Raw genomic sequence first — 26,334 nt, forward strand, 5'->3', positions numbered from 1 at the left:
GCGTGCCCTTGCCCCCGGGTTTCGGGCGCATCACAGGAGGCTGGCGCGCCGTGGATCGATCACCGGCGAGGCACCGGCCTGGGCCAGGCGCTGCAGCAGCTCGGGGTAGCCTTCGGCCTGGGCCCAGGTGTGTTCCGCTGCGGTCAGGCCCACCAGTTGCAGGAAGTCGAAACGCCCGGAGAGTAGTTGCTGGGTCCCGGGAAAACCCGGCGCGGCGATGAACAGCACGCTCTCGACCAGGCTGCCGGCACCGTCGATGGGGTTGCCCAGGCGCATGCGGTCCCACTCGTCCAGCAACGGCCGCTCGCCGAAGTGGCCGGCAGATAGCAGCAGTTGGTAGGCGCAGAAGTGGCGCAGCAGGTACAGCGCCCATGGCGATTGTTCGCGGGTTTCCAGCAGCAGCTCGCGGCCCATGCCGGACCAGCCGTCCGGCTCGGGCTGCTCCGCGTGCCAGGCATTGGACAGGCCCGAGGTGACGTACAGCCAGCTGTCGCGCTGGGCATTGGGGGGCGACTCGAAGACCCCATGGGTCAGCCAGCGCGGGTCGACTTCGGCGTCGCGGAACAGGCTCGGGTCCAGGGGGTAGATCCCGGGGCCGAGGTCACCGAACAAACTCCGGTAGACCTGTTCTTCGCGCTGTTCCCAGGCCGCTTCGAACCATGAAAAGTCTTGAGTATCCGACATCTTGAAACGTCCTTGAAAGCAGAGGGCGGCCCACTGTGGGCCACCCGGAAATCAGGTAAAGGCCTGCTGTAGCAGTTGTGGCAACACTTGCCCGGCCTTGCCCACCAGGTGGTATTCCCCTAGGGCGCTGCCGGGTTGCGGCTGCGGGTTGATATGCACCACGCAGGCGCCTTGCTGCAGGGCCAGCTGGGGAATCTGCGCTGCCGGCTGCACCAGCCCGGAGGTGCCCACCGACAGCAGCAGGTCGCACTCGCGGGCCGCCTGGAAGGCGCGCTTGAGGGCCGCTTCGGGTAGTGCTTCGCCGAACCACACCACGCCAGGGCGGATCTTGCCGTTGCAGCCGGTGCAGCGTGGTGGCTCCAGGCAAGCGCCCGTCTCCGGCACCGAGGGCATGGGCAGTTCGCCGGTGAAGGGCCGGTTGCAGGCAAAGCACTTGGGCGTGTGCAGGCTGCCGTGCAGATGCAGCACATCGACGCTGCCGGCGCGTTCGTGCAGGTCATCGACGTTCTGGGTGATCAGGGTCAGGCGCGGCAGGCGCCGGCCCAGTTCGGCGATCGCCAGGTGGGCCGGATTGGGTTGGGCCGCGAGCACCTTCTGGCGCCGCCATTCGTACCAGCCCCAGACCAGCGCCGGGTCGTCGCGAAAGGCCTGGACCGTGGCCAGGCGCGCCGGATCGAAGTGTTCCCAGAGGCCGGTCAGGGCATCGCGAAAGGTCGGGATGCCACTTTCCGCCGAGACTCCGGCGCCGCTGAATACCACCAGGTGCCTGGCCTGGGCCAGTCGCTTGGGATCGAACTCCATGGAAAGAACCACCTCCGTTTTCAACCACGGCGCCACTTGGGTGGCGCGTGCGGGGCTGGCATTATCCGCCGACGGTCGCGGCAAGTGAATTTATCTTCGCGCCTTCGCTCATAAGTGTGTCGGCGGCTTGGCTCGCCCATCCAACCTGCCAGGGAGTGTCATCCATGTATTCAGCTTCGCCCATCGATAGCGACGCCTGCAGGCGCTTGATCCTGGTGGTGGAGGACGAGCCGACGGTGCTGGAGTTCCTGTGCGAGATCCTCGAGGACGAGGGCTACGCCACCCAAGCCGTGGACAGTGCCGACCAGGCCTGGGAATTCCTCCATGAACGGGCCGCGGATGTGGCGCTGCTGCTGACCGATATCACCATGCCTGGCCGGCTCAATGGTGCAAGCCTGAGCAACCTGTGCGGCGAACACTGGCCGGGAATGCCGATCGTGGTGATGTCGGGGTACGAGACTCCCGAGAGTTCCGGGGTGCGCTATCCGGTGTCGTTCATCCGCAAGCCCTGGACCATCGGGCAGGTCCTGGATTGCGTGGAAGGCGCGTTGAAATCGGCCCAGGGTTGAGGCGTTGCGCCTCACCCCGGCCAATTGCCGGTGTTACTCCTTGACGCTCATGAACTCCCGCGCCCAGACGATGTACTCCTCGGGCTGGGTGTAGGTGTGCGCCAGTTCGGTGGCGCTCAGGTCCGAGGCCTGGGTGAAGATCTGCCGCTGTTCGCGCAGGCAATCGTAGGTGGCCTTGATCGCCGCAAAATAGGCGGCGTGGCCGTCCACTGCGATCTTCACGCCCAGCTGGGCCAAACGTGCGTCGTCGCGCAGCGCCGGGTTGCCGTAGGTCACCAGCATCAGCGGCACGCTCAGGTGCTCGGAGATCTGCTCCAGTTGTTCGAAATCGCGGATGCCGACCATGCAGATGGCATCGGCGCCGGCGCGCTCGTACTGCTGGGTACGGCTGATGATTTCCTGCACCGGCAGGATCCCGGCGTTGGTCCGGGCGATGATCGCCAGTTCAGGATCGACCCGGGCTTCCAGGGCCGCGCGGATCTTGCCCACGCCTTCGGCGACGGATATCAGGTCAGTGGACTTGCGGCCGAATTGCGCCGGCAGCAGGGTGTCCTCGATGGTCAGCGCAGCGATGCCGGCGCGCTCCAGCTCGACCACGGTGCGCATCACGTTGAGGGCGTTGCCGTAGCCATGGTCGGCGTCGGCGATCACTGGCAACTGGGCTACGCGGCCGATGCGGGTGGCCTGTTCGGCGAACTCACTCAGGGTGATCAGGGCGAAGTCGGGGGCCGCCAGGACCTGCAGCGAGGCTACGGAACCACCGAGGATGCCCACTTCAAAACCCAGGTCGGCGGCGATCCGGGCGGACATCGGGTCAAATACAGAAGCGGTGTGATAGCAGGAAGATGAGGCGATCAGTTCACGGAAACCGCGGCGCAAATCTTGATGGGAAAGCCTGGACATAACAGCTCCGAGATAGGATCGAGAGATCGACCTTCGGGTCGAATCGAATTTTGCAATCAGTTCCCTTGGCGAGCCGATGATCGAAAGGCTCGCAGCGAAACGTTAGTTGGGCAGATGAAGGTGAAGCAGGGGGGTAGCAAGGCGTCTTTATCCCGCTTGATTGGATGAAACGGCGGGTTTGTTATGCGAGGCCGACATAGCAGGACGAGGCTAACACGCTCCCGGGCCGTAGAGGATGAGGAATTTGCATAGCATTATGCCGGACTGGCATTGGCAATTTTTTAGCAACTTAATGTTACAAGTGTTCCGCAGGGTGCCGATGGACTGTGGCCGTAAGGTACCGGGCGGCTCCAGGGGCTTGTCGGTCCAGGGCAAATCGCGGAAGCTGCCGCACCGCAAAATGCGCTCATTCAGCGGTGCAACGTACTTATTTCAGGGATGCAGGTAATGACGCTCAGAGTGTTGGTGGTCGGTGGTTATGGCAATTTCGGCAGCATTATCTGCCGCTACCTGATCCACCGCCCCGGCGTGCACCTGCTGATCTCAGGACGCGACCCGGCCCGCCTGGCGGCCAAGGTCGAGGCCCTGCGCGCCGAGGGCGGGCAGCCCTGCGAGGGGTGGTGTGGGGATGCCATGGGCGAGGAGTGGGCACCGGCGCTCAAGACCCTGGGCATCGATTGGGTGATCCACACCGGCGGACCGTTCCAGGGGCAGTCCTATGCCGTGGCCCAGGGATGCATCGAGGCCGGGGTGAACTACTGCGACCTGGCCGACTGCCGGCAATTCGTGGGGGGTATCGGCGGCCTTGATACCCAGGCCCGAGCGGCCGGAGTGACGTTGCTCAGTGGTTGCAGTTCGGTGCCGACCCTGTCGTCGGCGATCATCGACGAGCATCGCCAGCGCTTCGCCCGTATCGATCGCATCGAGCACGGTATTTCTTCCTCGGCGAAGATGCCCGGGGTGTCCACCATCCTCGGGGTGCTGGCCTATGCCGGTCGGCCGATCCAGCAGCTCAAGGACGGTCAGCCGCACCCGGTGATCGGCTGGCAGGGGCTGGCCTTGCGCACGTTGCCAAGGCTGGGCACACGCTTGGTGGCCAATGTCGATGTGCCGGACCTGGACCTGTTCGCCGCCCGTTATGGCGCCCATACCCTGTCGTTCAAGGCGGGTGCCGGGCTCAAGGTCGCCGGGCTGGCCAACGCCTTGCTGGCCCAGGCGGTGAAGCTGGGGCTGGTGCGCGATCCGGCGCCCTGGGCCGTACGGTTGCATCGCTGCGGGACATGGTTCGAGTGGCTGGGCGATGGCTTGAGCGCCATGTATGTCGACGTGCATGGCCTGGGCCAGGATGGCCAGCCGCTGTCGATGGCCGCGCAACTGACGGCCACCCATGATCATGGCCCGGAGATTCCCAGTTGTGCGGCGGTGGCGGTGATCCTCAAGGTGCTCGATGGTCAGGCGCTGCTCCCGGGAGCTCGCGCCTGCATCGGCGAGGTCAGCCTGGAGCAGTACCTGCGGGCCATCGACGATCCGCTCCACTTGCAGATGCAGGTTGAGTTCTCGCGTTAGCCGGGCTGGGCTTTTTCACCATAGAAGCGGCTTGGCCAGGTCCTTCCAGAACAGCCAGCGCTGTACTTCATGGTGCGCGCCGGTGCCGATCTGCCAGTCCGGGCGCCCACGGTCCAGTTCGATGCGCACGATGATGCCGGCGAAGGTGGCGGCCACCAGGGTCTTGCCATCGGGGCTGATGTCCATGGCGCACAGGGTCGAGCCGACGTAGTGCTGCCAACGCTCTTGGCCGGTCTCGCTGAAGGCCCGCAGGTAACCGTAGGCATCGCCGATGATGAACTCGTCGCCCCGCGAGGTTGCGGCGTATACCCGGGCGCCATCCTGCAGCACTGGGGTGCGCGGATCGTCGCTGTAGAAATCGGTGGCCAGCCCCGGCAGGTCGGCCACTGCGACGCCCAGGCTGGCACCGCTGTAGAAGTGGCAGGCATTGAGCAGCAGGCGGTCGCCGCGCTGGTTGAAGCAGGCGAAGTGCGGGTACTCGCTGCCGGGGCCGATCTCGGCCAATGGCTGCAGCTGGGCATCGAATACCAGGTGCGAACTGCTTTGCTCGCCCACGGCGATCCACTGGCCGTCCGCCGAAATCGCCCCGTGCTCCATGCTCAGGTCCAGGTTCAGGTCTTCGGCGGGGACTCCCTTGGCCAAGTCCTGGCGCAGCTCTTCCAGGCTGCGCAGCAGGCGGGTGGCGCCACCGGCGTGGAGGACGAAGATGCCATCGGCACTGACCAGCAGCACCCGCTGGCCGTCGGGGAAGGGGATCAGCTGGCTGGGCGTGGCGCGTTCGCGCAGTTCCAGGTCCGCGGGCAACCCGGCGAGCCGCTCGGGCCAGGCGAAGCTCGCCACCTGTGGACCGTCCCAACCGTCGGTGACCTGGATGCCTGCGGCCCGGGCCCAGGCGAAGTAGCGTCGCTGCGGGCAGGCGCCGAAGTACTCCACCTGGTCCAGGGTCCGGACACGATCGTTATCGATGTGCACCACCGAGCCCGCCTCGTAGGGCGCGCCGATCCGCGCCAGCAGGCTGCCGTCGGCCAGCAGGGCCAGGGCCGGGATCATCTGGCCCTGGTTCTCCAGGTGTGGCGTCAGGGGAAAGTGCGCCGGCGGCCAGGCTTGGCGAAAGGCTTCGCGTGCGACGGGATCATGGGGGCCGGCATTGCTCGCTTCCAGGGCCGCCTGCCAGGCGGGCAGCAGGTGCTTGGTGGCTGGCAGGCTGGGCTCCTTCAGGTTATCCCAGCCTTCGCGCATGCCGGTCTCGACATAGTGGTTGATGTCCTGGGCATAACGGTGCACGGCGCGGTGCCATTGCTCCTGGGCGTTCTGTTGGGGCGGGGGGCGGGACATGCGCGTGGACTCCTTGTGGCGCGGGGTAGGCAAGTTGACCCCGGAATGGACCTTGAAAACCAGTGGTTTATCCGCGGCTCGAGGACTTTCCAGGTGCGGTGATCATTCAGGCCGCGTAGGTGCTGACCCGGTTGCGTCCGGCGCGCTTGGAGGCATACAGCGCCTGGTCGGCCCGCTCGATCAGGCAGCGATGGTCGCGGGCCGTGTGATCGAGGCAGGCGATGCCCAGGCTGATGGTGAAGGCAATGGTTTGGCCGTTGTGCAGCACCTGCTGGTTCTGCACGGATTGACGCAGGCGTTCGGCCAGGGTGCGGGCGCCTCCCAGGTCGGTGCGTGGCAAGACAATGGCAAACTCCTCGCCGCCATAGCGTCCGGCCACGTCGCTGTCGCGCAGGTGCTGGTGGATCAATTGCGAAAGACACTTGATCACGGCATCGCCAGCCTGGTGGCCGTAGCGATCGTTGATCGACTTGAAATGGTCGATATCCAGCATCAGCAGGGCGATGGCGTTGTCATGGTGTGCGTATTCGAATTGCAGGCGCTGCTCCCAGTGCCCACGGTTGTAGAGTTGGGTCAGGTGGTCGGTACGCGACAGTTGTTGCATTTGATTGTTGGCCTTCTGCAAGGCAAGGCTGTTGATCGCCACATCGGTCAGGTCGTAGATCACCAGGCACACGTGATCGATCTCACTGTTGGCCGAGCGCAACGGCAGCAGCGTGGTGTTCTGGTACATGAACTCGCCCTGGCCGGTGATCGGCTGGTAGTTCTTGAAGTGCACCAGGTACGGACGCTGTTTCCAGATGGTGAAGGCGGGGGTGCCAAGGGCCACCACTCGCCCCACCTTGCGGGTGAACCAGGGTTTCTCGACTTCCGGGAACAGCTCGAAGAACGAGCGATCGATGGCCTGTTTGGAGGCCACCCCGGAACGGTTCTCCATGAAGCTGTTCCACACCTGGACCCGGCATTCGAGGTCCAGCACGACGATTCCCACGTCGATGCTCTGGACCACCGCCAGCAGCCAGTGCAGCTCGCTGAAATTCATTTGTCTGGGCATGGTTCAACTCATCAGGTAGGCCAGCTTCTGTTCCAGCAAGGCCAGCGAGCCTTCGGTGAACAACAGCAGCAGGTCGAAGTGGATGTTCTGCTCTTCCAGGCTGTAGCTGATCTCCACTGCCTGGGTGTTTTTCCAGCGCTGCTGATTGAGCACGATCAATTCGTCGATGCTGGTCTGCTCGCCGAGCACCTGGGGGTGGCCCACGGAAAAAAACATGTCCAGCTGGTCGGCGATGCTGCTCAGGCAGGCGCCGATCAGCACGCTGGACAGGTCGATCAGCACTTCCATTTCCTGGTAGGGATCGGTGCCCTGTTCCATCAACTGCGCAATGTCGGCCACCGAAGAGTCGTAGAACATCAGCAGGGCCTCGCCGGCGATGCCGCTGCCGATGTAGCTCTGGCAGATGGCCGTCAACTGTCGCGAGCGATTAGCGTCCGCCAGGAGCATTTGCAGCTCGCCGGCCTCCAGGACGTTGACGTGGGGAATCGGCAGGTGCACGAACACATCCAGGACCTTGGCGATCAGCGCCGCGGCGTAGCCCATGGAGACGTTCACGGTCTCGCGAAAGGCATCGCGAAAGGTCACCACCGGTGCCGGGGACGGATTGGGCACCGGCTTGCAGCGTCCGTTATCCAAGAGTTGCAGTTCATTGAGCAGGCTGCGCAATTGCTGGGGGTCGAAAGGTTTCTTGAGAAAGGCCCGGGCGCCCAGCTCGCGGGTACGACGTACGGCTTCTTCCTGGATGTCGCCGGAGATGACGATGATCTGCGTGTCGATGCCTTCTTCCTGCACGGCACTCAGTACCTGGTAGCCATCCATCACCGGCATCGTCAGGTCCAGCAGCGCCACTTTGCCCAGGCCCCGGCGCAGGGCTTCCAGTCCTTCGCGGCCATTGCAGGCCTGGGTCACGGACACTCGCCATTCGCCAGGCAGGGTCTGCAGCACCTGCTTCCTGGCCATGCTCGAGTCATCGCAGACGAGGAGGGGAATCATCGGGATCGGACGCTCATTCGAAAAAATCCGCAGGTGGATAGTGTTCGGGAATGTAACGAGTTGCCGTTTGTATTGTGTTTGTTACAGGCTGTCCGTGCCGCGCCGAACTATAGAGCGGCAGATAATGAAAGAACAAGCAGCGGGTAATCGAGTTGTTTGTTCCAGATCATTGTTCAATGAATTTCCAGTACCTGGAATGGCAACTTAAGATGCGGGTTCAACTTTCAATGGGTGGGCACTTGGTTTGCCGGGGCGTGCTGTGAGAGTCAGTAAATACGGGGGTCTGGTCAGTTTTCAAGGTGTCTTGCGACTGTTTTCTGGCGTTTGAAAAATGACGCGTTGTAAATAACTTTTAATTGATCGTTAAATAACTTCTTATTATTTGTGGTGACTTCGTGTTCGTATAGGTTGGTGTGGAACGAGTCAGTGTTCGAATGAACGGTCGGTCAGGCGCGGGGGATGAAAGTTAATGGGTCGAGTTGCCCACCTGCCACAACCAGCCTGCCAATATGCAACAAGAACTTACCGCGCAGCCTGCTCCAGGGGCTTGCCTGATCACTGGGGCCCTTGATTTGCGCTGCCTGTAGGGAGCCTGGGGGCAAGCGTGGGCGAGCGGCCAAAAAAATGTCAGATTTTGAGTAGCGGCCTGGACCTTTTCCCGCAATGCGCAATCATTACTGCGTGGAAAATATAAGGAGAGACGCATGTTCATTCGGTCATTGACCCTCGCAACTCTGCTCGCTGTCGCAGGCCCCGTCCTGGCTGCCGACAACGATGGCCCACTGACCCAGGACCTGGGCAAATCACGGCCATTGATCGTGATCGCCCCCAGCAGCGTCGACCCGACCCTGGTGAGCTTGAAGAAGTCCCTGGAAGAGCCTGCCAATCGCCAGGCCTTCAACGAACGCAACATGGTCCTGTACACGGTGCTCAATACCATCGGCCAGCGCGATGGCAAGGACATCGATCCGCAATCCACCATGGCCCTGATTCGTAGCCTCAAGTTGGGTGCGGGGGCCCAGACCAAGGTGATCCTGGTGGGCAAGGATGGTGAGAAGAAGCTGGAGCATTCCGGGGCGATCGAACTCAAGGACGTGTTCAGCGCCATCGATCAATTGCCGGCGGCCGAGAAGCAGGCGGCCGCCCCGGCCCCGGCGCCGGAACCCCAGGCCAAGCCGGCCAATGCCAAAGCCGGTAAGCAAGCCAAGCCTGCGGCGGCACCCCAGGCCCTGGACGACTGAGCCTGGTTTCAGGACCTGCCGGGAGCAGGCTGCATTAGCCCCCGGCATTGCTCCGCACCCCGAGGTATTTCCCGGTTGCGCTCAAGGGCGATCCAGCAACTGGCGCAACGCCTGGACGATCGTCCGCACCTCGCCCTCATCGATCACCAGCGGTGGCAGCAGGCGGATGGTCTTGCCCCGGGTGACATTGATCAGCAGCCCATGATCCCGGGCGGCAGCTTGCACCAGGTCCGGAGCCGGATGCCGCAGTTCGATGCCAATCATCAAGCCCAGGCCACGAACCTCCAGCACCTGCGGATGCCCCGACAGTTCCTCGCGCAACAGCTTGAGCAGCAATGCTCCCTGGTGTTCGGCGTTGGCCAGCAGGCCCTGTTCCTCGATGATCTCCAGCACCGTGCAGGCCACCCGGCAGGCCAGGGGGTTGCCGCCGAAGGTACTGCCATGGCTGCCGGGGGTGAACAGCTGCGCGGCCTTGCCCCGGGCCAGGCAAGCGCCGATGGGAATGCCGTTGCCCAGGCCCTTGGCCAGGGTCATCACGTCCGGCACCACGCCTTCGTGCTGGCAGGCGAACCAGCGGCCGGTGCGACCGATACCGCTCTGGATTTCGTCGAGCATCAGCAGCCAGTTGCGCCGGGAACACAGCTCGCGCAGCGCCTTCAGATAACCTGCTGGTGCCAGCTGGATGCCGCTCTCGCCCTGGATCGGTTCCAGCAGCACCGCGCAGATGCGCGCGCCATGGCGGCTGGCGGCCTGCTCCAGGGCCGCCAGGTCACCGAAGGGCACCTTGAGGAAATCCCCGGGTAACGACCCATAGCCCAGGCGGACCGCCGGCCCGTCGCTGGCCGACAGGGTGCCCAGGGTGCGGCCGTGGAAGGCGTTCTCCATCACCACCACCAGCGGTTGCTCGATGCCCTTGTACCAGCCATGCAGGCGCGCCAGTTTCAGTGCGGTTTCGTTGGCCTCGGCCCCGGAGTTGTTGAAGAACGCCCGGTCCATACCGGCCAGCGCCGTCAGCCGGCCCGCCAGTCGCTGCTGCCAGTCGATGCTGTACAGGTTGGAGGTGTGCAGCAGCAATCCGGCCTGCTCGCTGATGGCGCTGACCAGGCGCGGGTGGGAATGGCCGACACCGGTCACGGCCACGCCGGCGATGGCGTCCAGGTATTCGCGGCCGGCCTGGTCCCAGAGGCGGGTGCCCAGGCCTTTGCTGAAGTTCAGGGACAAAGGCTGGTAGGTACTCATCAGGGCGGCGCTCATGGCGGTTCACTTCCATCACGGGTGGGGGTGTCGCCAGTATCGTTAGCCAGCCAGGCTAGATAAACTCGGCAGATCTTTAATCATCTTGAAGCAGGACTTGATAATGGATCTGTTCCAGGCGATGTCGGTGTACGTCAAGGTGGTGGAGGCGGGGAACATGACCGCCGCCGCCCGGGAATGCGGCCTTTCCACCACCATGGTGGGCAATCACCTGCGGGCCCTGGAGCAACGCCTGGGGGTGCGCCTGCTCAACCGCACCACTCGCCGCCAGCGCCTGACCGAGTTCGGCACCGAGTATTACCAGCGTTGCCTGGCGGTGCTGGGCCTGGTGGCCGACTCCGAGCACTTGGCGGAGCAGGCCCAGGGCACGCCGTCCGGGACCTTGCGCATCACCGCGCCGGTGACGTTCGGCACCGAGCGCCTGGCGCCGGCCCTGAGTGAATTCCGCCAGCGCTGCCCGGAGGTCAAGGTCGAGCTGAACCTGGCCAACCAGCGCTTCGACCTCACCGATGGCACCTTCGACGTGGCCATCCGCTTGGGCAACCTGGACACCAATGCACTGATTGCCCGGCCATTGCAGGACTACACCCTGACCATCTGCGCCGCGCCCCAATACCTAGAGCACCATGGCACGCCGCAGGTGCCCGAGGACCTGGCGCAGCACAACTGCCTGGCCTTCGCCTTTCCGGCGGGAGACGAGTGGAGTTCCACCGCGACCCAGTGGCCCTTGCACGGGCCCGAGGGGGATGTGCTGATACCGGTGTCCGGCTCATTGCTGGCCAACACGTCCTCCGGCCTGCATCGTGCGGCGCGGGGCGGGTTGGGGATTGTGATGATGCCCGATGCGCTGGTGGAGGAAGACCTGCGCCAGGGGCGGCTGGTGGCCGTGTTGCAGGACTACCAGCTGCCTTTGCGGGCGATGCACCTGCTCTATGCCCAGGACCGTTACCGGCTGCCCAAGCTGCGCAGTTTCGTCGAGTTCGCCCTGGAAAAGTGGGGGCGCCCCTAGCTCGCTTCGTGGGCCAGCAGCATCATCGCCGCTGACAGGGTATGGCCGTCGGTGATGCGCCCGGCGGCGATCATCGCCAGCAGTTCCTGGCGGCTGACCCACAGCACCTTGTCCACTTCGCCATCGGTGGCGCCGGCCTGCTGCTCGGCGATTTCCACCTGGCACACGGCAACGGCACTGGCGATCAGCGAGGTGTTGCTGTGCAGCAATCCCAGCTGGCGCACCTGCGATGCCTGCCAGCCGGTTTCCTCCAGCAGTTCACGGGCGGCGGCATCACAAGGGCTTTCGCCGGCGTCGATGGCCCCTCGTGGAAACTCGATGGACTGGCCGCCGATGGCCCGGCGCCTGAGGTCGGCCAGCATCAGCCGGCCATCGGCCAGGGTCGGTATGGCGACCACGCCGTTCACCGCCTGGGCCTCCTTGATGATGAAGTAGCCCTGCTCACGGACCACCCTGAAATAGGGGGTTTCCAGCAGGCACTGGTTATCGGGGGTCGAACTCATGTGGGTTACTCCAGGAAGCAGCGATCGAACAGGTACACCTGCTCGGGTTTGAGGTTGTCCAGGGTCGCCTGGGGGCGGCCGCCGTCGCCGCTCTTCTTGCGCCCGGTGTCGCGCAGGTAGCCGGCTTCGCTCATCTTCAGCAGGCGTTGGCGGATGCTGGTCTTGAGCACCGGGCGCTGCAGCACGATAGAGAAGATTGCCACGGCCTCGGGGGCACTGAACTCGTTGCCGAGGAACATCAGCGGCAGGCTGCTGTACAGGGATTTGGACAGCAGTCGTTCATGGGCCTGGGCCACCAGGCTGTTGTGGTCGAAGGGCAGCTTGAAGGTGCCGCTGGCCACTTCCCGCAAGCTGAAGAAACCTTGCTGCGGGCCAGGCTGCACGGGTTCGCTGGCGATCCCCAGGTAGAAGGTCGAGGACGACCAGCAGCGCGGATCGCGGAAGGCATCGCCCACCGTGCCCACCTGTTCCAACCAGGCCAGGGGCATGTCCACCTTGCTCGAGCGGCGCAGGCGTTCCACTGCGTCGTTCAGGCTGCGGTCCTCGACATCGCCGTTGACCACGATCCCGGGCAGCGCCCAGTGTCCGGCGAAGGGTTCGCTGTCCCGCTGGTGCAGGAGGATGTCCAGTTCGCCGCTGTCACGGTTGTAGCGCAACAGGCACAGGTCGATGGTGTGCAGGTAGGCGTTGGCGAGGGGGGGGCGGTCGTGCATATCAACTTCCGTGGGCGGCGTAGAGGCCGTAGTTTAGCGGATTCATCCCCGGAGCCAGCCACTGGCTGGGCGGTGTTTCGCCACGAGCCAGGCATTGACGCAAGACCGTGCTGCGCACCCCAGGCTGTTCCTCGATGCACAGGATGGAAAAACGCTGCAGCAACTCCCGGCCGCGGTGGAACCTGGGCAGCTGCCGCGCGACATCCTCACCGACCACCAGGGCGATGCGCTTGCCCTCCAGGGCCAGGTCGTCGGCCAGGCGCTCGAGCAGGGTGATGCTGTATACCGGGCCGGGATCGGCCAGCGCCAGTGTCTGCTCCAGGCGGCTCACCGCCAGCTCGGCCGGGCATTGTGCTTGCAGGTGTCCGGTGATGGCCTGCAACCAGAGTGCCCGTTGTTCGAAGTCGGCCATGCGCTTGCCGTCGGGGTGGCGGAAGCTGGGCACCACCAGGACGCGCCGGGCATGGCGAGCGGCCTTGAGCATCACTTGGGCGTGTCCGGCGTGGGGCGGATTGAAGGCGCCGCCATACAGGGCCAGTTCGAACATTGGCTTATCCTTTGTTGGTACATGACGTGTACTTTATCACCGCTTTGTCCTGCTGCAACTGCTGTTTGAGGCTGTCATTAAATTTGTGATCGATTTGGCGACATTGAAAAAACTGAAGTAGGGGGGATTGCCACAAAAGTACATGACATGTACTTTGTGCTCCATGCAGAGGAGAGACCCAGCATGAACAGCCAAACGATGAAGACCGCTTCTTTCGATGTCGATGCGCAAAAGAGCTTCACCCCGCTGTGCCCGGACGAGTTGCCGGTGGCCGAGGGCGACCGCATCGGTGGCGAGCTGAACTTCATGGCGACCCTGGCCAGCCTGCGTGTTGGCAGCAAGGACGCCCACAGTCCCCAGGCTCCCTGGGTGGTGGCCGGGCACGAGCAGATGCTCCAGCCCACCGGCCTGGCACACGCCGACCTGACCTGGGTCAGCCACTGCGTTCCAGGCACCGAGGGCTTCACCCTGCTGGACGAATTGCCCAGCCCCTATGACTACGACTACTTCGTGTGGAAGGGCGTGGAGCCGGACCTGCACCCCTACGGCGCCTGCTACCACGACCTGCACGGCAAGCTCTCCACCGGGGTCATCGAGTACCTCAAGAGCCAGGGCGTACAACGGGTCATTGTTGGTGGCCTGGCCCTGGACTTCTGCGTCAAGACCACCGCCCTGCAACTGGCCGCCGCCGGTTTCAAGGTGATCATCCACCTGCCGGCGTGCCGGGCCATCAGCGCCGAGGGCGCCACCCAGGCCATCGCCGACATGCAGCAAGCCGGTATCGCGATAGCCGCGACCCGCGAAGAAACCGCCAGCCTGGCCAGCGTTTGAGGAGTCACCATGGAAAGTGCATTTGACCGCGACAACGGCGTGATCCAGAGCCTGCTGGACACCGACTACTACACCTTCACCATGATGCAGGCGGTGCTGCACCAGCACCCCAATGTCGAGGTCGAGTACCAGTTCATCGTTCGCTCCAAAGAGTCCCTGGTGCACCTGATCCCCGAGATCCGCCAGGAGCTGGAGAAACTGGCCGACCTGGAGATGCGCGAAGGCGAGCAGCGCTTTTTGTTCAACAAGCGTTTTCGCGAATACCTGACCCCTGATTTCGAGCAATTCCTCGGGCTGTTCCGCTTCAACCTGCGCTACATCCACGTGGCCGCCATCGAGGGTCAGTTGAGCATCCGCGTCCGTGGCCCGATGCTGCATTGCATCATGTTCGAGCAACCGGTGCTGGCCATGGTCAGCGAGCTGCGCAATCGCGACAAGTACCCGGATGTCGAACTGGCGGACGTCACTCGCCGGCTCTACCAGAAGTTCGAATGGCTGGAGAAGAATGCCAGCCGCGATGAACTCGCCGAATTGCGGGTCTCGGACTTCTCCACCCGCCGGCGCTTGTCGTTCAAGGCCCAGCGCGAAGTGGTGAAGATCATGCACAGTGATTTTCCCGGGGTGTTCGTCGGCACCAGCAATGCGCACCTGGCCTACGAGTTCGACCTGCCGCTGATCGGCACCATGGCCCACCAGTGGCTGATGGTGCACCAGCAACTGGGGCGGCTGCGGGAAAGCCAGAACGCTGCGCTGGAGAACTGGGTTCGCGAGTATCGCGGGCGCCTGGGCATCGCCTTGACCGACTGCATCAGCACCGACTTCTTCCTCAAGGACTTCGACCTGTACTTCGCCAAGTTGTATGACGGCCTGCGCCAGGATTCCGGGGACCCGCTGGTCTGGGCCGACAAGGTCCTGGCCCGCTATCGGGAACTGGGCATCGACCCGCGGAGCAAGGACCTGATGTTCTCCGACGGCCTGAACTTCGAGAAATGCCTGCCGATCCTGCGTCATGTGCGCGGCCAGGCTCGCTTCGGTTTCGGCATGGGCACCAGCCTGGCCTGCGATGTGGAGGGTGTGGAGCCGCTGAGCATCGTGATGAAGCTGGTGCGGGTGCATGGCGAGCCGGTGGTGAAGTTCTCCGACGACCCGGTGAAGAACGTCTGTGAAGACCCATCCTTCCTTCGCTATGCGGCGCAGGTATTCAACGTCGATCTTGCCAACTCGCCCCTGGAGGCCTGACATGACCCATCCGACCCAAGAACGTATCGCCCGGGAACTGGGCATCGACCGGCAACTGGTCGCTGGCGGCGAGCCTGCCGAGATTGCCCGCCGCGTGGCATTCATCCAGCAGGTCCTGGGTGATTCCGGTTGCCACAGCCTGGTGCTGGGCATCAGCGGCGGCGTTGATTCCCTGGTGGCCGGGCGCCTGTGCCAACTGGCGGTGGAGCAGATGCGCGAGGCCGGTCATGGGGTGCGTTTCATCGCCATGCGCCTGCCGTATCGCCACCAGGCCGATGAGCAGGACGCCCAGGCGTCCCTGGCATTCATCCGCCCCGATGAGATCAGTACCTGCAATATCGCCGACAGCGTCGATGGCCTGATGCGCGAGGTGCAGGTCGACGGTCTGCAACCTTCGGCGGCCCTCACGGATTTCACCAAGGGCAACGTCAAGGCCCGGGCCCGGATGCTGGCCCAGTACGCGGTGGCCAACCTGAGCAATGGCCTGGTGGTGGGCACCGATCATGGCGCCGAGGCGTTGATGGGTTTCTTCACCAAGTACGGCGACGGCGCTTGCGACCTGGCGCCGTTATCGAGCCTGACCAAGACTCAGGTGCGGCTGCTGGCCGATGCCCTTGGCGCGCCTGGGCACCTGGTGCGCAAGGCACCCACCGCAGACCTCGAAGAACTGGCCCCGGGCAAGCTGGACGAGGACGCCTATGGGTGCAGCTACGAGGAAATCGACGCCTACCTGATGGGCCAGCCGGTACCCGATACCGTGCGCCAATTGATCGAAAACGCCTACCAGCGCACCGCCCATAAGCGCGCCTTGCCCCACACTCCGGCGCCACATACCCGGTCCCTTTAACCGCTGCCGAGCGGGCGAGGCTGCGACCGGGGGCGCAGCGCCCGCCAAGCCTGGCGATGGGGTACATCAGGCCAATTTCGGATACGCCGGATGTGGCTCGTGCCGAGCCATGCGCAGCCTGCGGCAGCGGCTACACGCAGCGGTTTCAACCATCGCGCCACTTGTCCAGGGCCATGCGGCAATCGGCGACCAGCTCGGGCATGTGCTCCCGTGCCTCTGGCCAGCCCAGGTCTTCCAGCGCGAGCTGGGCCGCCTGGCGCAATGGCTGCCATTGCCGGTGTTCGAAACCGTTGTCCTCCAGGGTCATGCCGTAGGCTTCCGGGCTCAGCCCTTCACAGGCTGTCAGCAAGGCTTGCAGGTGCTGGTGCAGGGCCGGGTCCAGCCGCGCCGGGAAATCCCGCACGAAACGCTCCAGGTAATCCAACTGATCGGACCACAGGTTGCATTCCGCGCAGCAACCGATCTCCACCCGTTGCCGGCTCGCGTCCATGGCCAGGAACTCCAGGGCCGGTCCCAGTTCGCCCAGGAGGATGAGCCAGCGGTACTGGTCCTGGCCGTACCAGGTCCAGATATTCGTCGCCAGTTTTTCGTGGCCGCTGCCTGGGTTCATGGCGCTTCTCCGGCGTGCCACCAGCGCGGTCGCTGGCTCTTGTAGGAGTGGTGGGTGGGCATCAGCGCCTTGCGGTTGTTGCTGTCGAACGTCCCCAGCAGCAGGGCGACCGTGGGTTCGTCGTCGATGGCGCCCAGGGAGCTGCCGCACTGGGCACAGAACGCCCGGCTGGAATAGTCCGACGACCTGAACGTGCTCGGCGCGCCGCCCGGGCCAGTCCAGCGCACCCGCTCGCGGGGGAACTCGACCCAGGCCAGGGTCAGGGCGCCGCTATGGCGCTGGCATAGCTTGCACGAGCAGGTGTGGGGATTGGCGGCAGGCCCCCGGGCTTCGAAGCGAATCTGCCCGCACAGGCAGCCGCCCTGGTATATCTCTGCGCTCATGCTGGTCCTCCTCCAGGGTGTGCCGTAGTGGCTGGAGGGCGAATCTAGCATGCCCTCCAACTGGCTTCAGCGCAGTTTCTCCAGCATCTGGTAGTACCACATGCCGGCGGCCAGCATCGGGTTGCCCAACTGGTCGCCGAACGGCACGCGGATGTGCTGGCAGGTGGCAAAGGTGTCATAGCGGCCCAGGTGGCCGGTCAGGGCCTCGGCCATGATCTCGCCCATGATGTGGCTGGTGGCCACGCCATGCCCGGAGTAGCCCTGGCAGTACCAGACGTTGTCCGAGAGCTTGCCCAGTTGCGGGATGCGGTTGATCACGATGCCCATGGCGCAGCTCCATTGGAAGTCGATGGCCACGCCCTTGAGCGCCGGGAAGGTACGCTCGATGCACGGCCGCAGCTCGCCGGCGATATCCCGCGAATCCTTGCCGCTGTAGTTGGCGCCACCGCCGAACAGCAGGCGGCCGTCGGCGGTCATCCGGTAGTAGTCGAGGACGAAGCGGCAGTCGTACACCGCCAGGTCCTCGGGGTTCAGGCGCCGGGCCAGGTCGCCCAGGGGTTCGGTGGTGACGATGCCGCCCATGGCCGGGAAGATCTTGCCCTTGAGTTGCCCGGGCTCGAGCTTGTGGTAGACGTCGCCGGCCAGCAGCACCTGGCGGGCCTCGATGCGCCCCTGGGCGGTGACCACCGCCGGCTGCGGGCCATGGACGATCTCCAGCACCGGGCTGTGTTCGAAGATCAGCGCGCCGAGGCTTTCGGCGGCGCGGGCCTCGCCGATGCACAGGTTCAGCGGGTGCAGGTGCAGGTTGCGGGTGTTCTTGATCGCGCCGTGGTAGAGATCGCTTTCCAGCAGGCCGCGGACCTGCTCGCGGTCCAGCAGGCTGACCTCGTCGCCCATGCCACGTTCCACCGCTTCGTCGTAGGCGGCGCGCAACTCGGCCAGGTGCCCGGGCTTGTAGGCGGCATGCAGGTGGCCGTGCTTGAGGTCGCAGGCAATGGCGTATTTTTCTACCCGCTGGCGGATGATCTGGTGCCCGCGCCAGCGCAGGTGCCAGATGAAGTCATCCACCTCGTTGCCCAGGCTGCGGCGCATCTGCTTGCGCATGGCGGCATCGCCGGACAGGCTGCCGGTGACCTGGCCGCCGTTGCGCCCGCTGGCGCCCCAGCCGATCTTGTGGCTCTCGACGATGGCCACCTTCAGGCCGCGCTCGGCCAGCTCCACGGCGCTGGCAACGCCGGTGAAGCCGCCACCGATGATCACCACGTCCACCTGCTGGCTGCCTTGCAGGGTCGGGTACTGGGTTTCCTGGTTGAGGGTGGCGCTGTAGTAGCTGGGGCAGCGCTCGGCTGCCGGGGTCCGCGGATCGAAGGCGGCGCTCATGGGGGAACTCCTCGCAAAAGAATGAACCGGGCCGCTGCCGGTAGGCAGCGGCCAGCAAGTCGGGTTGCCAGCAGGGGGGCTCAGGCCTGGGTCAGGTACCAGCGCCAGTCCTGCTCGCCGACCTCGGCCATGAACTGGCGGTACTCGGCGCGCTTGACCGCCAGGTACACCCCGAGGAATTCGCTGCCCAGGGCCTCGCGGGCCCAGGTCGAGCGTTCCAGGGCGGTGAGCGAGGTCAGCCAGTCGGTGGGCAGCAGTTCCTTGGCTTGGGCATAACCGTTGCCCTGCACCGGATCACCCGGGTCGAGTTGTTCATCCAGGCCGCGATGGACTGCGGCGAGGATCGCCGCGGCGGCCAGGTAGGGGTTGGCATCGGCGCCGCAAATGCGATGTTCGATGTGCCGGCTATTGGCCGGACCGCCGGGAACCCGCAGGCTCACGGTGCGGTTATCGACGCCCCAGGTGGGGGCCAGCGGCGCATAGCTGTTGGCCTGGAAGCGCCGGTAGGAGTTGGCGTTGGGGCAGAACAGCAGCAACGAGTCCAGCAGCGAGGCGAGCATGCCGCCCACCGCTTGGCGCAGCAGCGGGGTGCCGGCCGGGTCCTGGGCGGCGAACAGGTTGTTGCCGGCGGCATCGGCGATGCTCACGTGCATGTGCATGCCGGTGCCGGCCAGGTGGTCGAAGGGTTTGGCCATGAAGGTGGCCTGCATTCCATGCTGGTGGGCCACGGCCTTGACCAGGCGCTTGTAGCGCACGGCTTGGTCCATGGCGGCGAGGGCGTCGCCATGCTCCAGGGTGATCTCCACCTGGCCTGGGGCGTACTCGGAAATCGCCGTGCGCGCCGGAATGCCCTGCAGCTTGCAGGCGGCATAGAGGTCGGCGAGGAAGGGTTCGATCTGTTCCAGTTCCCGCAGGCCATAGACCTGGGTGGTACGCGGTCGGCCGCCATCGGCATCCAGCGCCGGTTGAGGGCGGCCATTGCCGTCGCGCCTGGCGTCCAGCAGGTAGAACTCCAGTTCGCAGGCCATCACCGGGTAGTAGCCGTCGGCCTTGAGCCGGTCGATGACCTTGATCAACAGGTGACGCGGGTCGGCGATGTTGGCTGGCTGGCCTTCCTGCGGGTGCATGCTGACCTGCACCGCAGCGGTGGGGATCTGCCGCCAGGGCAGGCGTACCAGGCTGCCCGCCAGCGGATAGGCGCGGCAGTCGATATCGCCCACATCCCACACCAGTCCGGAGTTCTCCACGTCGTCGCCATTGAGGGTCAGGCCGAGGATGGTGCTGGGCAGGGGGCGGCCGCTTTCATACACCGCCAGCAGTTCCTCGCGGTGCAGCAGCTTGCCTCGGGGCACGCCGTTGGCGTCGAGGATGAACAGCTCGATCATGTCGATATCGGGGTTGGCGGCCAGGAAATCACGGGCCTCTTCGGGGGCGGCAAAATGCATGCTGGTTCTCGCTTGCGCCTTCAGGGCGCAGAGGTTTTCAGGTCCTGCGACGACACCACGCACGGGGCGTTCGCAGGGACGCAAAACAGGTCTGGAGGGGTGATGCGCAACGTTGCGCGATCAGGCCAGGAGCGAGTGATCCGGAGGACGTGAGGAGTGGCGCAGGCGGGAACGGCATAGGGCCATGGGCAGGTTGACCAGGAGCTTCATGGGCAGGACCTGTCCAGCAGGTAATAACCGATGACGGCGGCGCGACCCTCATGGACCTCATGAGGGGGATGGGCGAAGTGGCGAAGGTGGCGAACAGGCAGCGAACCCTGTGCGACGGCCATGCCCGTGCGACCCTGGCTGCAAGCCGTGGGAGCGGGGCGGGCGAATCCGTGGTACGGGTTCGTGAGGGACATCGGCCGGTGATCTCGCTGTCGAGTTCGTTGTGCTTATTCTTCCGGGTGTCTCAGGGGCAGCAAGCCCCGAGGCGAACCCATACTGCAAGAATCCTTTGGCCAATGTAAGGGGGGGGTGGAGTCAGTCAGCCCCGGCAGGCCTTCATGGAGTCGGTGCCAAGTCCCGGGCTAGAGCGTGGCGTTGGCCTTGGCGAGGGTGTCTAATTTTTTTTACGGCATTTCAGTAGAGGCCGGGCAACAAGCGCCAGCTGCGGGCGCAGTAGTCCTCGTAGGGCTGGCCGAAATGCTCGCGGAGCAGCGCCTCCTCGGCGTGGATCCGGGCAATCAACGGCACCAGGGTCAGCGCCGCCAGCAACAGCCCCAGCCCGGAACGGAAAGCCAGGGCCCAACCCACTGCGTTGACCAGCAAGCCGAGGTAGCTGGGGTTGCGCAAGTGGCGATACAGGCCGTCGGTCACCAGGCGGTGATCGGGCTGGATGGCCACCAAGCCGCTGAAGCGCCGGCCGAGGATGAACACCGGCCACAGGCGCAAGGCACCACCGGCGATGAACAACAGCGCGCCGAGCCAGCGCAGGGGCTCGCCGCCGAAGGTCCAGAACTCCAGGCGATCGCAATAGGCTGGCAGGAAACCGCTCGCCAGGCCGATCAGGCCGAACACCGGCAGCACCCAGCGATTGTCCCGGTCTTCCTGTTCGCCGCTGCTGAGGTTGACCTCGCTGTACAGCGAGGCCAACACCATGAGCAAGGTGGCAATGGCGATCAAGGTCAGCGCCGGGTGGGCGAAGAACGCCGCGAAGCCGCCGCGTCCCCAGATCGCCAGTCCAAGGTAGGCCAGGGCGCCCAGCAGGCTGGAGATGGCCAGTCGAGGAGAGATTTTCATGATGACCGCACTAGCATCAGGAACCTCCTTTGAGTGTAGGAGCGCGCCGGTTCGGCCAGGTGTACGTTGGTCCGGTTCAGGCGCTGCGCTGGGCCAGCCGGCTCACCAGGAAGTCGATGAAGGCCCGGGTCTTCTGCGGTACTCGCCGGGCCGAAGGGTAGACCACGTTGATGCTGATCGGCGGCGCCTGCCACTGGCACAGCACCGGCACCAGGCGTCCTGCCTCCAGGGCCTCTTCGACGATGAAGTCCGGCAGCAGGGCGATCCCCATTCCAGCCTCCGCCGCCTGGGCCAGCAGGTCGCCATTGTTGGCGTGCAGGGGCCCGGTCACATGCACCCGCTGGGTATCGCTGCCATGGCTCAACTGCAGGCTGACGCCGCTTTGCAGGTAGCCGTAGCCGAGAAACCGGTGGCTGCCCAGATCCTTGGGCTGGAGCGGCACGCCGGTGCGTTCCAGGTAGGCGGGGGAGGCCACCATGATCCGTGGCACCGGCGCCAGTTGCCGGGCTACCAGGGAGGAATCCGCCAGGCTGGCGATCCGCAGCGTCACGTCGAAGCCGCCGCGCACCGGGTCCACTTGCTGGTCGCTGAGCACCAGCTGCAACTCGATCAGCGGATGCAGTTCATGGAACAGCGGCACCAGCGGCCCGAGCCGGCGCAGGCCGAAAGACATCGGCGCGTTGACCCGCAAGACTCCGCGCAGCTCGGCGCTACCGTCCCGGGCCCGCTGCTCGGCTTCGTCCACCGCTGCCAGCACTTCGCGAGCGGATTCGTAGTATTCGGCGCCGGTCTCGGTCAGGTGCAGGCTGCGGGTGGTGCGTTGCAGCAGTTGCACGCCGAGGCTTTCCTCCAGGGCCTGGATCTGTTTGCTGACCTTGGAGCGGGGCACGTCCATGGCCCGCGCCGCAGCGGCAAAACCGCTTTCGTCGACGGTGGCGACGAAGGCGCGCATGCATTCGATACGATCCATGATTGTCCCTGTTTTGGAATCAATGATTCTCGATTTTAGGGAATTGTTCCTGTTTCAGCCAGAACCTAGATTAACCACCAAGCCGGCCCCACAGGGCGCCTCTAGCGCCATCAGCCGGTCATGTTCGCCCCTCACTCTGACTGCAAAAGGAACGCGCCATGTCCATTCGTGAATTGCTCACCCCGCACAACTCGGCCCTGATCCTGATCGACCACCAGCCGCAGATGGCTTTCGGCGTGCAATCGATCGACCGCCAGGCCCTGAAGAACAACACCGTGGCCCTGGCCAAGGCCGCCAGGATCTTCAACGTACCGAGCATCCTCACCTCGGTGGAGACCGAGAGTTTCAGCGGCTACATCTGGCCGGAACTGCTGGCGGTGTTTCCCGAGCAACAGCCCATCGAACGGACCTCGATGAATTCCTGGGAGGATCGCCACCTGGTGGCGGCCGTGCAGGCCACCGGGCGCAAGAAACTGGTGATGGCGGCCCTGTGGACCGAGGTCTGCCTGACCTTCCCGGCCCTGGAGGCGTTGGCCGAGGGCTATGAGGTGTACATCGTCACCGATGCCTCCGGCGGCACCAGCCAGGAAGCCCACGACATGGCGGTGCAGCGCATGGTCCAGGCCGGCGCGGTGCCGGTGACCTGGCAGCAGGTGCTGCTCGAGTACCAGCGCGACTGGGCCCGCAAGGATACCTACGACGCAGTCATGGCCCTGGTGCTGGAGCACAGCGGTGCCTACGGCATGGGTGTCGACTATGCCTACAGCATGGTGCACAAGGCCGGGCAGCGCCGGCTGTGATGGCTCGCCAGGCGGTGCCCCTGGGCACTCGCTGGATATCGTGCAGCAGGGCGCGCCCCTGCTGGTCGCTCAATGTGCTGGCAGTGCGGAGTCGCAGATGAATATTGAACTTACCGATGGCGTGGTCACCCTGCTGGTGCGCCACCGCATCAAGAAGGGGCAGGAGCAGGCCTATGAGACCTGGCTGCGCCAGATCATCGCCAAGGCCCGCAGTTATCCGGGGCACCTGGGGATCGATGTGGTGCGCGGCCACAGCGGCGGCCTCGGCCTCTTCACCAGCGTGCTGCGCTTTGCCAGCACCGAGCAGTTGCAAGACTGGCTGGACTCCGACGACCGTCGGCAACTGGTGCAACAGGCCCAGCACCTGCTGGCCGATGGCGACCAGACCGAGGTCAATGTCGAGCGCGAGTTCTGGTTCACCCCCCAGGACAGCGCCGCGCCGGCCCCGCCGCCGCGCTGGAAGCAAGCCTGCGTGACCTTCCTGGTGATCCTGCCGCTGACCTTCCTCGTGCCGCAGTTATGGAAGCCGCTGTTCGCCTGGCTGCCCTGGCTTGGCGGTTACGTGCAGGCCAATGTGCTGATCACCCTGAGCATCGTGCTGCTGGTGGTCTACGTTTTCATGCCTCGGGTCACCCGCCTGTTCAGCCGCTGGCTGCAACCGCGCGGCGCGGCCTGAACCTTTTCGCCTCAATCGGAGCCATGCCATGAACCACAACGCAATTGCCGATCTGATCCTGTTCAACGGCCGCCTGCATACCGTGGACCGGGCCAACCCTCGGGCCACGGCCGTGGCGATCAAGGACGGGCGCTTCATCGCCGTGGGCGACGATGCCCAGGCCATGGCCTTGCGCGGCAGCAGCACCCAGGTCATCGACCTCAAGGGGCGTACGGTGATCCCCGGGCTCAACGACTCGCACCTGCACCTGATCCGCGGTGGCCTCAACTACAACCTGGAGCTGCGCTGGGAAGGCGTGCCGTCGCTGGCCGATGCCCTGCGCCTGCTCAAGGAACAGGCCCAGCGCACCCCGGCACCGCAGTGGGTGCGGGTGGTCGGCGGCTGGAACGAATTCCAGTTCGCCGAAAAACGCATGCCAACCCTGGAAGAGTTGAACCAGGCGGCACCGGATACCCCGGTATTCGTCCTGCACCTCTACGACCGGGCGCTGCTCAACCGCGCCGCGCTGCGGGTGGTGGGCTACGATCGCCATACCCCGAACCCGCCGGGCGGCGAGATCGTCCGTGATGGCAACGGCAATCCCACCGGCATGCTGATCGCCCGGCCCAACGCGATGATCCTCTACGCCACCCTGGCCAAGGGGCCCAAGTTGCCGCTGGAGTACCAGGTCAACTCCACCCGCCAGTTCATGCGTGAGCTCAATCGCCTTGGGGTCACCAGTGCCATCGATGCGGGTGGCGGCTTCCAGAACTACCCGGACGACTACCAGGTGATCGAGCAACTGGCGGCCCAGCAGCAATTGACGGTGCGCATCGCCTACAACCTGTTCACCCAGAAACCCAAGCAAGAACTGGCGGACTTCAAGAACTGGACCAGCAGCGTGCGCTACGGCCAGGGCGATGACTTCCTGCGGCACAACGGGGCAGGGGAGATGCTGGTGTTCTCCGCCGCCGATTTCGAGGACTTCCTCGAGCCGCGCCCCGATCTGCCTCAGGACATGGAGCAGGAGTTGGAGCCGGTGGTCCGCCATCTGGTGGAGCAGCGCTGGCCGTTCCGCCTGCATGCGACCTATGACGAATCCATTTCGCGCATGCTCGATGTTTTCGAAAAGGTCGACCGCGATATCCCCTTCAACGGCTTGCCCTGGTTCTTCGACCATGCCGAGACCATCAGCCCGCGCAATATCGAGCGGGTCCGGGCCCTGGGCGGTGGCATCGCGATCCAGGACCGCATGGCCTTCCAGGGCGAGTACTTCGTCGACCGCTATGGCGCCAAGGCGGCCGAGATGACCCCGCCGATCCAGCGCATGCTCGCCGAAGGCATTCCAGTGGGCGCCGGTACCGATGCCACCCGGGTCTCGAGCTACAACCCCTGGACCTCGTTGTACTGGATGGTCAGTGGCAAGACCGTCGGTGGCCTGGCTCTGTATCCCCAGGGCCTGGATCGCGATACCGCACTGGAGCTCTATACCCACGGCAGCGCCTGGTTCTCCTCGGAACAGGGCAAGAAAGGCCAGCTCAAGGTCGGGCAACTGGCGGATCTGGTGGCCCTGTCGGCGGACTACTTCAGCGTCGAGGAAGAGGCGATCAAGTGGATCGAGTCGCTGTTGACGGTGGTGGATGGCAAGGTGGTGCATGCCGCCGGCGACTTCCACTCGCTGGCGCCGCCCAGCTTGCCCGTGACGCCGGACTGGTCGCCGGTGGCCAAGGTGCCAGGGCATTGGAAGCCTGCCGCGCCGTTGTCGGCTCAGTTGCACCAGTGCAGCGGTCCTTGCGCGGTGCATGCCCACGGGCACGAGCGGGCTCGCCTGGCCAAGGTGCCGGTCAGCGATTTCCAGGGCTTCTGGGGCGCGTTTGGCTGCTCGTGCTTTGCCTTTTGAACCCAGCCGATAAAAGGGCGACAGGACGCTGCGGCGTGCTGTCGCCTGCTGGCTGGGTATTCGCGACAGGCAAGTGTCTCAGTCTTCACCAGGCGCGGCATACGCCTGTTCGATGTGACCGATGTTCTTGTTCAGGATTGGCTTGGAAATACGCAGGATCAGGGACTCGACATGCTTTGGAAAGTCTCGCCATTCTGAGCTGCCGACATCGTAGGCAGAAATGTAGCGCACCAGTTCATAGCGTTTCTCGGGCTTCTTCTTGATTCCCGCGGGGAACTGGATATGCACATCCCGGCGTATGGCCGAATAGGCTTCCTTGAGCAGGTTGGTGGCTTTGCCGAGGTAGATGAGGTTGGCCATCGAGTCATAGAACGCATAGATGCCGGCCCGGTCTTCGTGTCCTTTGAACAGGACCTTCAACTGCTTCATCACCGGTTGATCCGGCTGGAACTCGGCGAATTCGATCACCGACTGGAATTCAGGCGTGAAGGCGCGGTGAATGAAGTACTCGACGGTGATGTGCTGGGGCTGGCAATGGCCTGAGCACCACTCCTGGATCTGCTTGACGCTGTATCCGGTACGGGCTTCGGCGTCTTCCAGATCGTCCGAGTAGTACCGCCCAATGATGTAACGCAAGACACCGCTGCGATCAGTCACACAAAGTCCTTTTTTAAGGTTCGACTTGGCTTTCGAATATCGTGCCTGGTGGTGACATCGAGGCGTCAGTGAATACTGCAGCCCTCTTTGCCAACCGCCTGGCCGGTTTGAGCGGGGCGATGCTACTAACTGGCCATCAGGCTGTCCAGTTGCCAGGTGAT

27 protein-coding genes are annotated in these 26,334 nt (G+C 64.6%); 10 read left to right on the forward strand and 17 right to left on the reverse strand.

Annotated elements, in window-relative coordinates; genetic code table 11:
* Positions 1-30: 30 nt before the first annotated feature.
* Both C4K39_RS11645 and C4K39_RS11650 read right to left on the reverse strand, forming a co-directional pair.
* The gene (locus C4K39_RS11645) at positions 31-684 is read right to left on the reverse strand and encodes a suppressor of fused domain protein (RefSeq protein ID WP_124346427.1); all 654 of its coding nucleotides are present in this window, start codon (positions 682-684) and stop codon (positions 31-33) included.
* A gap of 51 nt (positions 685-735) precedes the next feature.
* Positions 736-1,485: an SIR2 family NAD-dependent protein deacylase gene (locus C4K39_RS11650; RefSeq protein WP_124346428.1), complete on the reverse strand. Its 750-nt coding sequence runs from the start codon at positions 1,483-1,485 to the stop codon at positions 736-738.
* Positions 1,486-1,649: 164 nt separating this feature from the next.
* Between C4K39_RS11650 and C4K39_RS11655 the strand changes: the two genes are divergently transcribed.
* Positions 1,650-2,054, forward strand: a complete 405-nt coding sequence (locus C4K39_RS11655) for a response regulator (RefSeq protein ID WP_124346429.1) — start codon at positions 1,650-1,652, stop codon at positions 2,052-2,054.
* A 33-nt stretch (positions 2,055-2,087) separates the two neighbouring features.
* Here the strand turns inward: C4K39_RS11655 and C4K39_RS11660 are convergent, their stop codons facing one another.
* Positions 2,088-2,957, reverse strand: coding sequence for an isocitrate lyase/PEP mutase family protein (locus C4K39_RS11660; RefSeq protein ID WP_068586813.1), 870 nt, complete (start codon positions 2,955-2,957; stop codon positions 2,088-2,090).
* A gap of 447 nt (positions 2,958-3,404) precedes the next feature.
* Between C4K39_RS11660 and C4K39_RS11665 the strand changes: the two genes are divergently transcribed.
* Positions 3,405-4,523, forward strand: coding sequence for a saccharopine dehydrogenase family protein (locus C4K39_RS11665; protein WP_124346430.1), 1,119 nt, complete (start codon positions 3,405-3,407; stop codon positions 4,521-4,523).
* Positions 4,524-4,538: 15 nt separating this feature from the next.
* On the opposite strand, the gene C4K39_RS11670 is transcribed toward C4K39_RS11665, so the two are convergent.
* The 3 genes from C4K39_RS11670 to C4K39_RS11680 all read right to left on the reverse strand — a co-directional run bounded on the left by C4K39_RS11670 (position 4,539) and on the right by C4K39_RS11680 (position 7,905).
* Positions 4,539-5,858, reverse strand: coding sequence for a YncE family protein (locus C4K39_RS11670; protein ID WP_124346431.1), 1,320 nt, complete (start codon positions 5,856-5,858; stop codon positions 4,539-4,541).
* A gap of 106 nt (positions 5,859-5,964) precedes the next feature.
* Positions 5,965-6,912, reverse strand: coding sequence for a sensor domain-containing diguanylate cyclase (locus tag C4K39_RS11675; protein ID WP_068586803.1), 948 nt, complete (start codon positions 6,910-6,912; stop codon positions 5,965-5,967).
* A gap of 3 nt (positions 6,913-6,915) precedes the next feature.
* Positions 6,916-7,905, reverse strand: a complete 990-nt coding sequence (locus tag C4K39_RS11680) for a response regulator (RefSeq protein WP_068586799.1) — start codon at positions 7,903-7,905, stop codon at positions 6,916-6,918.
* Positions 7,906-8,609: 704 nt separating this feature from the next.
* On the opposite strand from C4K39_RS11680, the gene C4K39_RS11685 reads away from it, so the two are divergent.
* Positions 8,610-9,146 (forward strand): DUF4174 domain-containing protein, encoded by a 537-nt coding sequence (locus C4K39_RS11685; RefSeq protein ID WP_124346432.1) that lies wholly within the window; start codon positions 8,610-8,612, stop codon positions 9,144-9,146.
* A gap of 81 nt (positions 9,147-9,227) precedes the next feature.
* On the opposite strand, the gene C4K39_RS11690 is transcribed toward C4K39_RS11685, so the two are convergent.
* The gene (locus tag C4K39_RS11690) at positions 9,228-10,400 is read right to left on the reverse strand and encodes an acetylornithine transaminase (protein ID WP_124346433.1); all 1,173 of its coding nucleotides are present in this window, start codon (positions 10,398-10,400) and stop codon (positions 9,228-9,230) included.
* A gap of 103 nt (positions 10,401-10,503) precedes the next feature.
* Here C4K39_RS11690 and C4K39_RS11695 point away from each other — a divergent pair, with 103 nt between their 5' ends.
* Positions 10,504-11,409, forward strand: a complete 906-nt coding sequence (locus C4K39_RS11695; protein WP_022643810.1) for a LysR family transcriptional regulator — start codon at positions 10,504-10,506, stop codon at positions 11,407-11,409.
* On the opposite strand, the gene C4K39_RS11700 is transcribed toward C4K39_RS11695, so the two are convergent.
* From C4K39_RS11700 to C4K39_RS11710, 3 genes are read right to left on the reverse strand one after another with little or no spacing between them, the layout of a single operon-like run.
* Complete coding sequence (locus C4K39_RS11700) at positions 11,406-11,912, reverse strand: NUDIX hydrolase (protein ID WP_124346434.1); 507 nt, start codon at positions 11,910-11,912, stop codon at positions 11,406-11,408. The genes C4K39_RS11695 and C4K39_RS11700 overlap by 4 nt on opposite strands.
* Positions 11,913-11,917: 5 nt before the next feature.
* Positions 11,918-12,625 carry an NUDIX hydrolase gene (locus C4K39_RS11705; RefSeq protein ID WP_124346435.1) on the reverse strand — a complete coding sequence of 236 codons (708 nt, stop codon included), beginning with the start codon at positions 12,623-12,625 and terminating at the stop codon, positions 11,918-11,920.
* 1 nt (position 12,626) lies between these two features.
* On the reverse strand, positions 12,627-13,172 hold the full coding sequence (locus tag C4K39_RS11710) for an adenylyltransferase/cytidyltransferase family protein (RefSeq protein WP_124346436.1): 546 nt from the start codon (positions 13,170-13,172) through the stop codon (positions 12,627-12,629).
* A 183-nt stretch (positions 13,173-13,355) separates the two neighbouring features.
* On the opposite strand from C4K39_RS11710, the gene C4K39_RS11715 reads away from it, so the two are divergent.
* From C4K39_RS11715 to nadE, 3 genes are read left to right on the forward strand one after another with little or no spacing between them, the layout of a single operon-like run.
* Positions 13,356-14,003 carry a nicotinamidase gene (locus tag C4K39_RS11715; RefSeq protein WP_124346437.1) on the forward strand — a complete coding sequence of 216 codons (648 nt, stop codon included), beginning with the start codon at positions 13,356-13,358 and terminating at the stop codon, positions 14,001-14,003.
* Between the two features lie 9 nt (positions 14,004-14,012).
* Positions 14,013-15,242: a nicotinate phosphoribosyltransferase gene (gene pncB, locus C4K39_RS11720; RefSeq protein ID WP_124346438.1), complete on the forward strand. Its 1,230-nt coding sequence runs from the start codon at positions 14,013-14,015 to the stop codon at positions 15,240-15,242.
* A 1-nt stretch (position 15,243) separates the two neighbouring features.
* Complete coding sequence (nadE, locus tag C4K39_RS11725) at positions 15,244-16,089, forward strand: NAD(+) synthase (RefSeq protein ID WP_124346439.1); 846 nt, start codon at positions 15,244-15,246, stop codon at positions 16,087-16,089.
* A gap of 145 nt (positions 16,090-16,234) precedes the next feature.
* Here the strand turns inward: nadE and C4K39_RS11730 are convergent, their stop codons facing one another.
* From C4K39_RS11730 to C4K39_RS11755, 6 genes are all read right to left on the reverse strand, one after another.
* Complete coding sequence (locus C4K39_RS11730) at positions 16,235-16,699, reverse strand: hypothetical protein (protein ID WP_124346440.1); 465 nt, start codon at positions 16,697-16,699, stop codon at positions 16,235-16,237.
* The gene (locus C4K39_RS11735) at positions 16,696-17,082 is read right to left on the reverse strand and encodes a GFA family protein (protein ID WP_124346441.1); all 387 of its coding nucleotides are present in this window, start codon (positions 17,080-17,082) and stop codon (positions 16,696-16,698) included. The genes C4K39_RS11730 and C4K39_RS11735 overlap by 4 nt, the downstream gene beginning before the upstream one ends.
* Positions 17,083-17,148: 66 nt before the next feature.
* Positions 17,149-18,462 carry an NAD(P)/FAD-dependent oxidoreductase gene (locus tag C4K39_RS11740; RefSeq protein WP_124346442.1) on the reverse strand — a complete coding sequence of 438 codons (1,314 nt, stop codon included), beginning with the start codon at positions 18,460-18,462 and terminating at the stop codon, positions 17,149-17,151.
* 80 nt (positions 18,463-18,542) lie between these two features.
* Entirely contained in the window at positions 18,543-19,907 is a 1,365-nt protein-coding gene (locus C4K39_RS11745) for a glutamine synthetase family protein (protein ID WP_124346443.1), read from the reverse strand.
* 624 nt (positions 19,908-20,531) lie between these two features.
* Positions 20,532-21,191: a methyltransferase family protein gene (locus tag C4K39_RS11750; RefSeq protein WP_124346444.1), complete on the reverse strand. Its 660-nt coding sequence runs from the start codon at positions 21,189-21,191 to the stop codon at positions 20,532-20,534.
* A 76-nt stretch (positions 21,192-21,267) separates the two neighbouring features.
* A complete protein-coding gene (locus C4K39_RS11755; RefSeq protein WP_124346445.1) occupies positions 21,268-22,161 on the reverse strand; it encodes a LysR family transcriptional regulator in 894 nt (297 codons plus the stop codon).
* A gap of 158 nt (positions 22,162-22,319) precedes the next feature.
* Here C4K39_RS11755 and C4K39_RS11760 point away from each other — a divergent pair, with 158 nt between their 5' ends.
* The 3 genes from C4K39_RS11760 (at position 22,320) to C4K39_RS11770 (ending at position 25,516) form a co-directional block, all read left to right on the forward strand.
* A complete protein-coding gene (locus C4K39_RS11760; RefSeq protein ID WP_124346446.1) occupies positions 22,320-22,961 on the forward strand; it encodes a hydrolase in 642 nt (213 codons plus the stop codon).
* Positions 22,962-23,058: 97 nt separating this feature from the next.
* Positions 23,059-23,637 (forward strand): antibiotic biosynthesis monooxygenase, encoded by a 579-nt coding sequence (locus C4K39_RS11765; protein ID WP_068586832.1) that lies wholly within the window; start codon positions 23,059-23,061, stop codon positions 23,635-23,637.
* Positions 23,638-23,665: 28 nt separating this feature from the next.
* Positions 23,666-25,516, forward strand: a complete 1,851-nt coding sequence (locus C4K39_RS11770; protein ID WP_124346447.1) for an amidohydrolase — start codon at positions 23,666-23,668, stop codon at positions 25,514-25,516.
* Positions 25,517-25,594: 78 nt separating this feature from the next.
* On the opposite strand, the gene C4K39_RS11775 is transcribed toward C4K39_RS11770, so the two are convergent.
* On the reverse strand, positions 25,595-26,173 hold the full coding sequence (locus tag C4K39_RS11775) for a GIY-YIG nuclease family protein (RefSeq protein ID WP_124346448.1): 579 nt from the start codon (positions 26,171-26,173) through the stop codon (positions 25,595-25,597).
* Positions 26,174-26,334: the final 161 nt, after the last annotated feature.

Origin of the sequence: Pseudomonas sessilinigenes, from assembly GCF_003850565.1 — a bacterium.
GTDB classification, from domain to species: Bacteria; Pseudomonadota; Gammaproteobacteria; order Pseudomonadales; family Pseudomonadaceae; genus Aquipseudomonas; species Aquipseudomonas sessilinigenes.

Excerpts from the sequence above, each read along its gene's own strand:
- C4K39_RS11735 (WP_124346441.1), bottom strand. The coding sequence starts at position 17,082 with ATGAGCGCAGAGATATACCAGGGCGGCTGCCTGTGCGGGCAGATTCGC.
- C4K39_RS11770 (WP_124346447.1), top strand. The coding sequence starts at position 23,666 with ATGAACCACAACGCAATTGCCGATCTGATCCTGTTCAACGGCCGCCTG.
- C4K39_RS11690 (WP_124346433.1), bottom strand. The coding sequence starts at position 10,400 with ATGAGCGCCGCCCTGATGAGTACCTACCAGCCTTTGTCCCTGAACTTC.
- C4K39_RS11740 (WP_124346442.1), bottom strand. The coding sequence starts at position 18,462 with ATGAGCGCCGCCTTCGATCCGCGGACCCCGGCAGCCGAGCGCTGCCCC.
- C4K39_RS11645 (WP_124346427.1), bottom strand. The coding sequence starts at position 684 with ATGTCGGATACTCAAGACTTTTCATGGTTCGAAGCGGCCTGGGAACAG.
- C4K39_RS11765 (WP_068586832.1), top strand. The coding sequence starts at position 23,059 with ATGAATATTGAACTTACCGATGGCGTGGTCACCCTGCTGGTGCGCCAC.
- C4K39_RS11695 (WP_022643810.1), top strand. The coding sequence starts at position 10,504 with ATGGATCTGTTCCAGGCGATGTCGGTGTACGTCAAGGTGGTGGAGGCG.
- C4K39_RS11755 (WP_124346445.1), bottom strand. The coding sequence starts at position 22,161 with ATGGATCGTATCGAATGCATGCGCGCCTTCGTCGCCACCGTCGACGAA.
- C4K39_RS11680 (WP_068586799.1), bottom strand. The coding sequence starts at position 7,905 with ATGATTCCCCTCCTCGTCTGCGATGACTCGAGCATGGCCAGGAAGCAG.
- C4K39_RS11685 (WP_124346432.1), top strand. The coding sequence starts at position 8,610 with ATGTTCATTCGGTCATTGACCCTCGCAACTCTGCTCGCTGTCGCAGGC.
- C4K39_RS11760 (WP_124346446.1), top strand. The coding sequence starts at position 22,320 with ATGTCCATTCGTGAATTGCTCACCCCGCACAACTCGGCCCTGATCCTG.
- C4K39_RS11715 (WP_124346437.1), top strand. The coding sequence starts at position 13,356 with ATGAACAGCCAAACGATGAAGACCGCTTCTTTCGATGTCGATGCGCAA.
- C4K39_RS11670 (WP_124346431.1), bottom strand. The coding sequence starts at position 5,858 with ATGTCCCGCCCCCCGCCCCAACAGAACGCCCAGGAGCAATGGCACCGC.
- nadE (WP_124346439.1), top strand. The coding sequence starts at position 15,244 with ATGACCCATCCGACCCAAGAACGTATCGCCCGGGAACTGGGCATCGAC.
- C4K39_RS11660 (WP_068586813.1), bottom strand. The coding sequence starts at position 2,957 with ATGTCCAGGCTTTCCCATCAAGATTTGCGCCGCGGTTTCCGTGAACTG.
- C4K39_RS11665 (WP_124346430.1), top strand. The coding sequence starts at position 3,405 with ATGACGCTCAGAGTGTTGGTGGTCGGTGGTTATGGCAATTTCGGCAGC.
- C4K39_RS11705 (WP_124346435.1), bottom strand. The coding sequence starts at position 12,625 with ATGCACGACCGCCCCCCCCTCGCCAACGCCTACCTGCACACCATCGAC.
- C4K39_RS11710 (WP_124346436.1), bottom strand. The coding sequence starts at position 13,172 with ATGTTCGAACTGGCCCTGTATGGCGGCGCCTTCAATCCGCCCCACGCC.
- C4K39_RS11700 (WP_124346434.1), bottom strand. The coding sequence starts at position 11,912 with ATGAGTTCGACCCCCGATAACCAGTGCCTGCTGGAAACCCCCTATTTC.
- C4K39_RS11655 (WP_124346429.1), top strand. The coding sequence starts at position 1,650 with ATGTATTCAGCTTCGCCCATCGATAGCGACGCCTGCAGGCGCTTGATC.
- C4K39_RS11730 (WP_124346440.1), bottom strand. The coding sequence starts at position 16,699 with ATGAACCCAGGCAGCGGCCACGAAAAACTGGCGACGAATATCTGGACC.
- C4K39_RS11650 (WP_124346428.1), bottom strand. The coding sequence starts at position 1,485 with ATGGAGTTCGATCCCAAGCGACTGGCCCAGGCCAGGCACCTGGTGGTA.
- pncB (WP_124346438.1), top strand. The coding sequence starts at position 14,013 with ATGGAAAGTGCATTTGACCGCGACAACGGCGTGATCCAGAGCCTGCTG.
- C4K39_RS11750 (WP_124346444.1), bottom strand. The coding sequence starts at position 21,191 with ATGAAAATCTCTCCTCGACTGGCCATCTCCAGCCTGCTGGGCGCCCTG.
- C4K39_RS11745 (WP_124346443.1), bottom strand. The coding sequence starts at position 19,907 with ATGCATTTTGCCGCCCCCGAAGAGGCCCGTGATTTCCTGGCCGCCAAC.
- C4K39_RS11675 (WP_068586803.1), bottom strand. The coding sequence starts at position 6,912 with ATGCCCAGACAAATGAATTTCAGCGAGCTGCACTGGCTGCTGGCGGTG.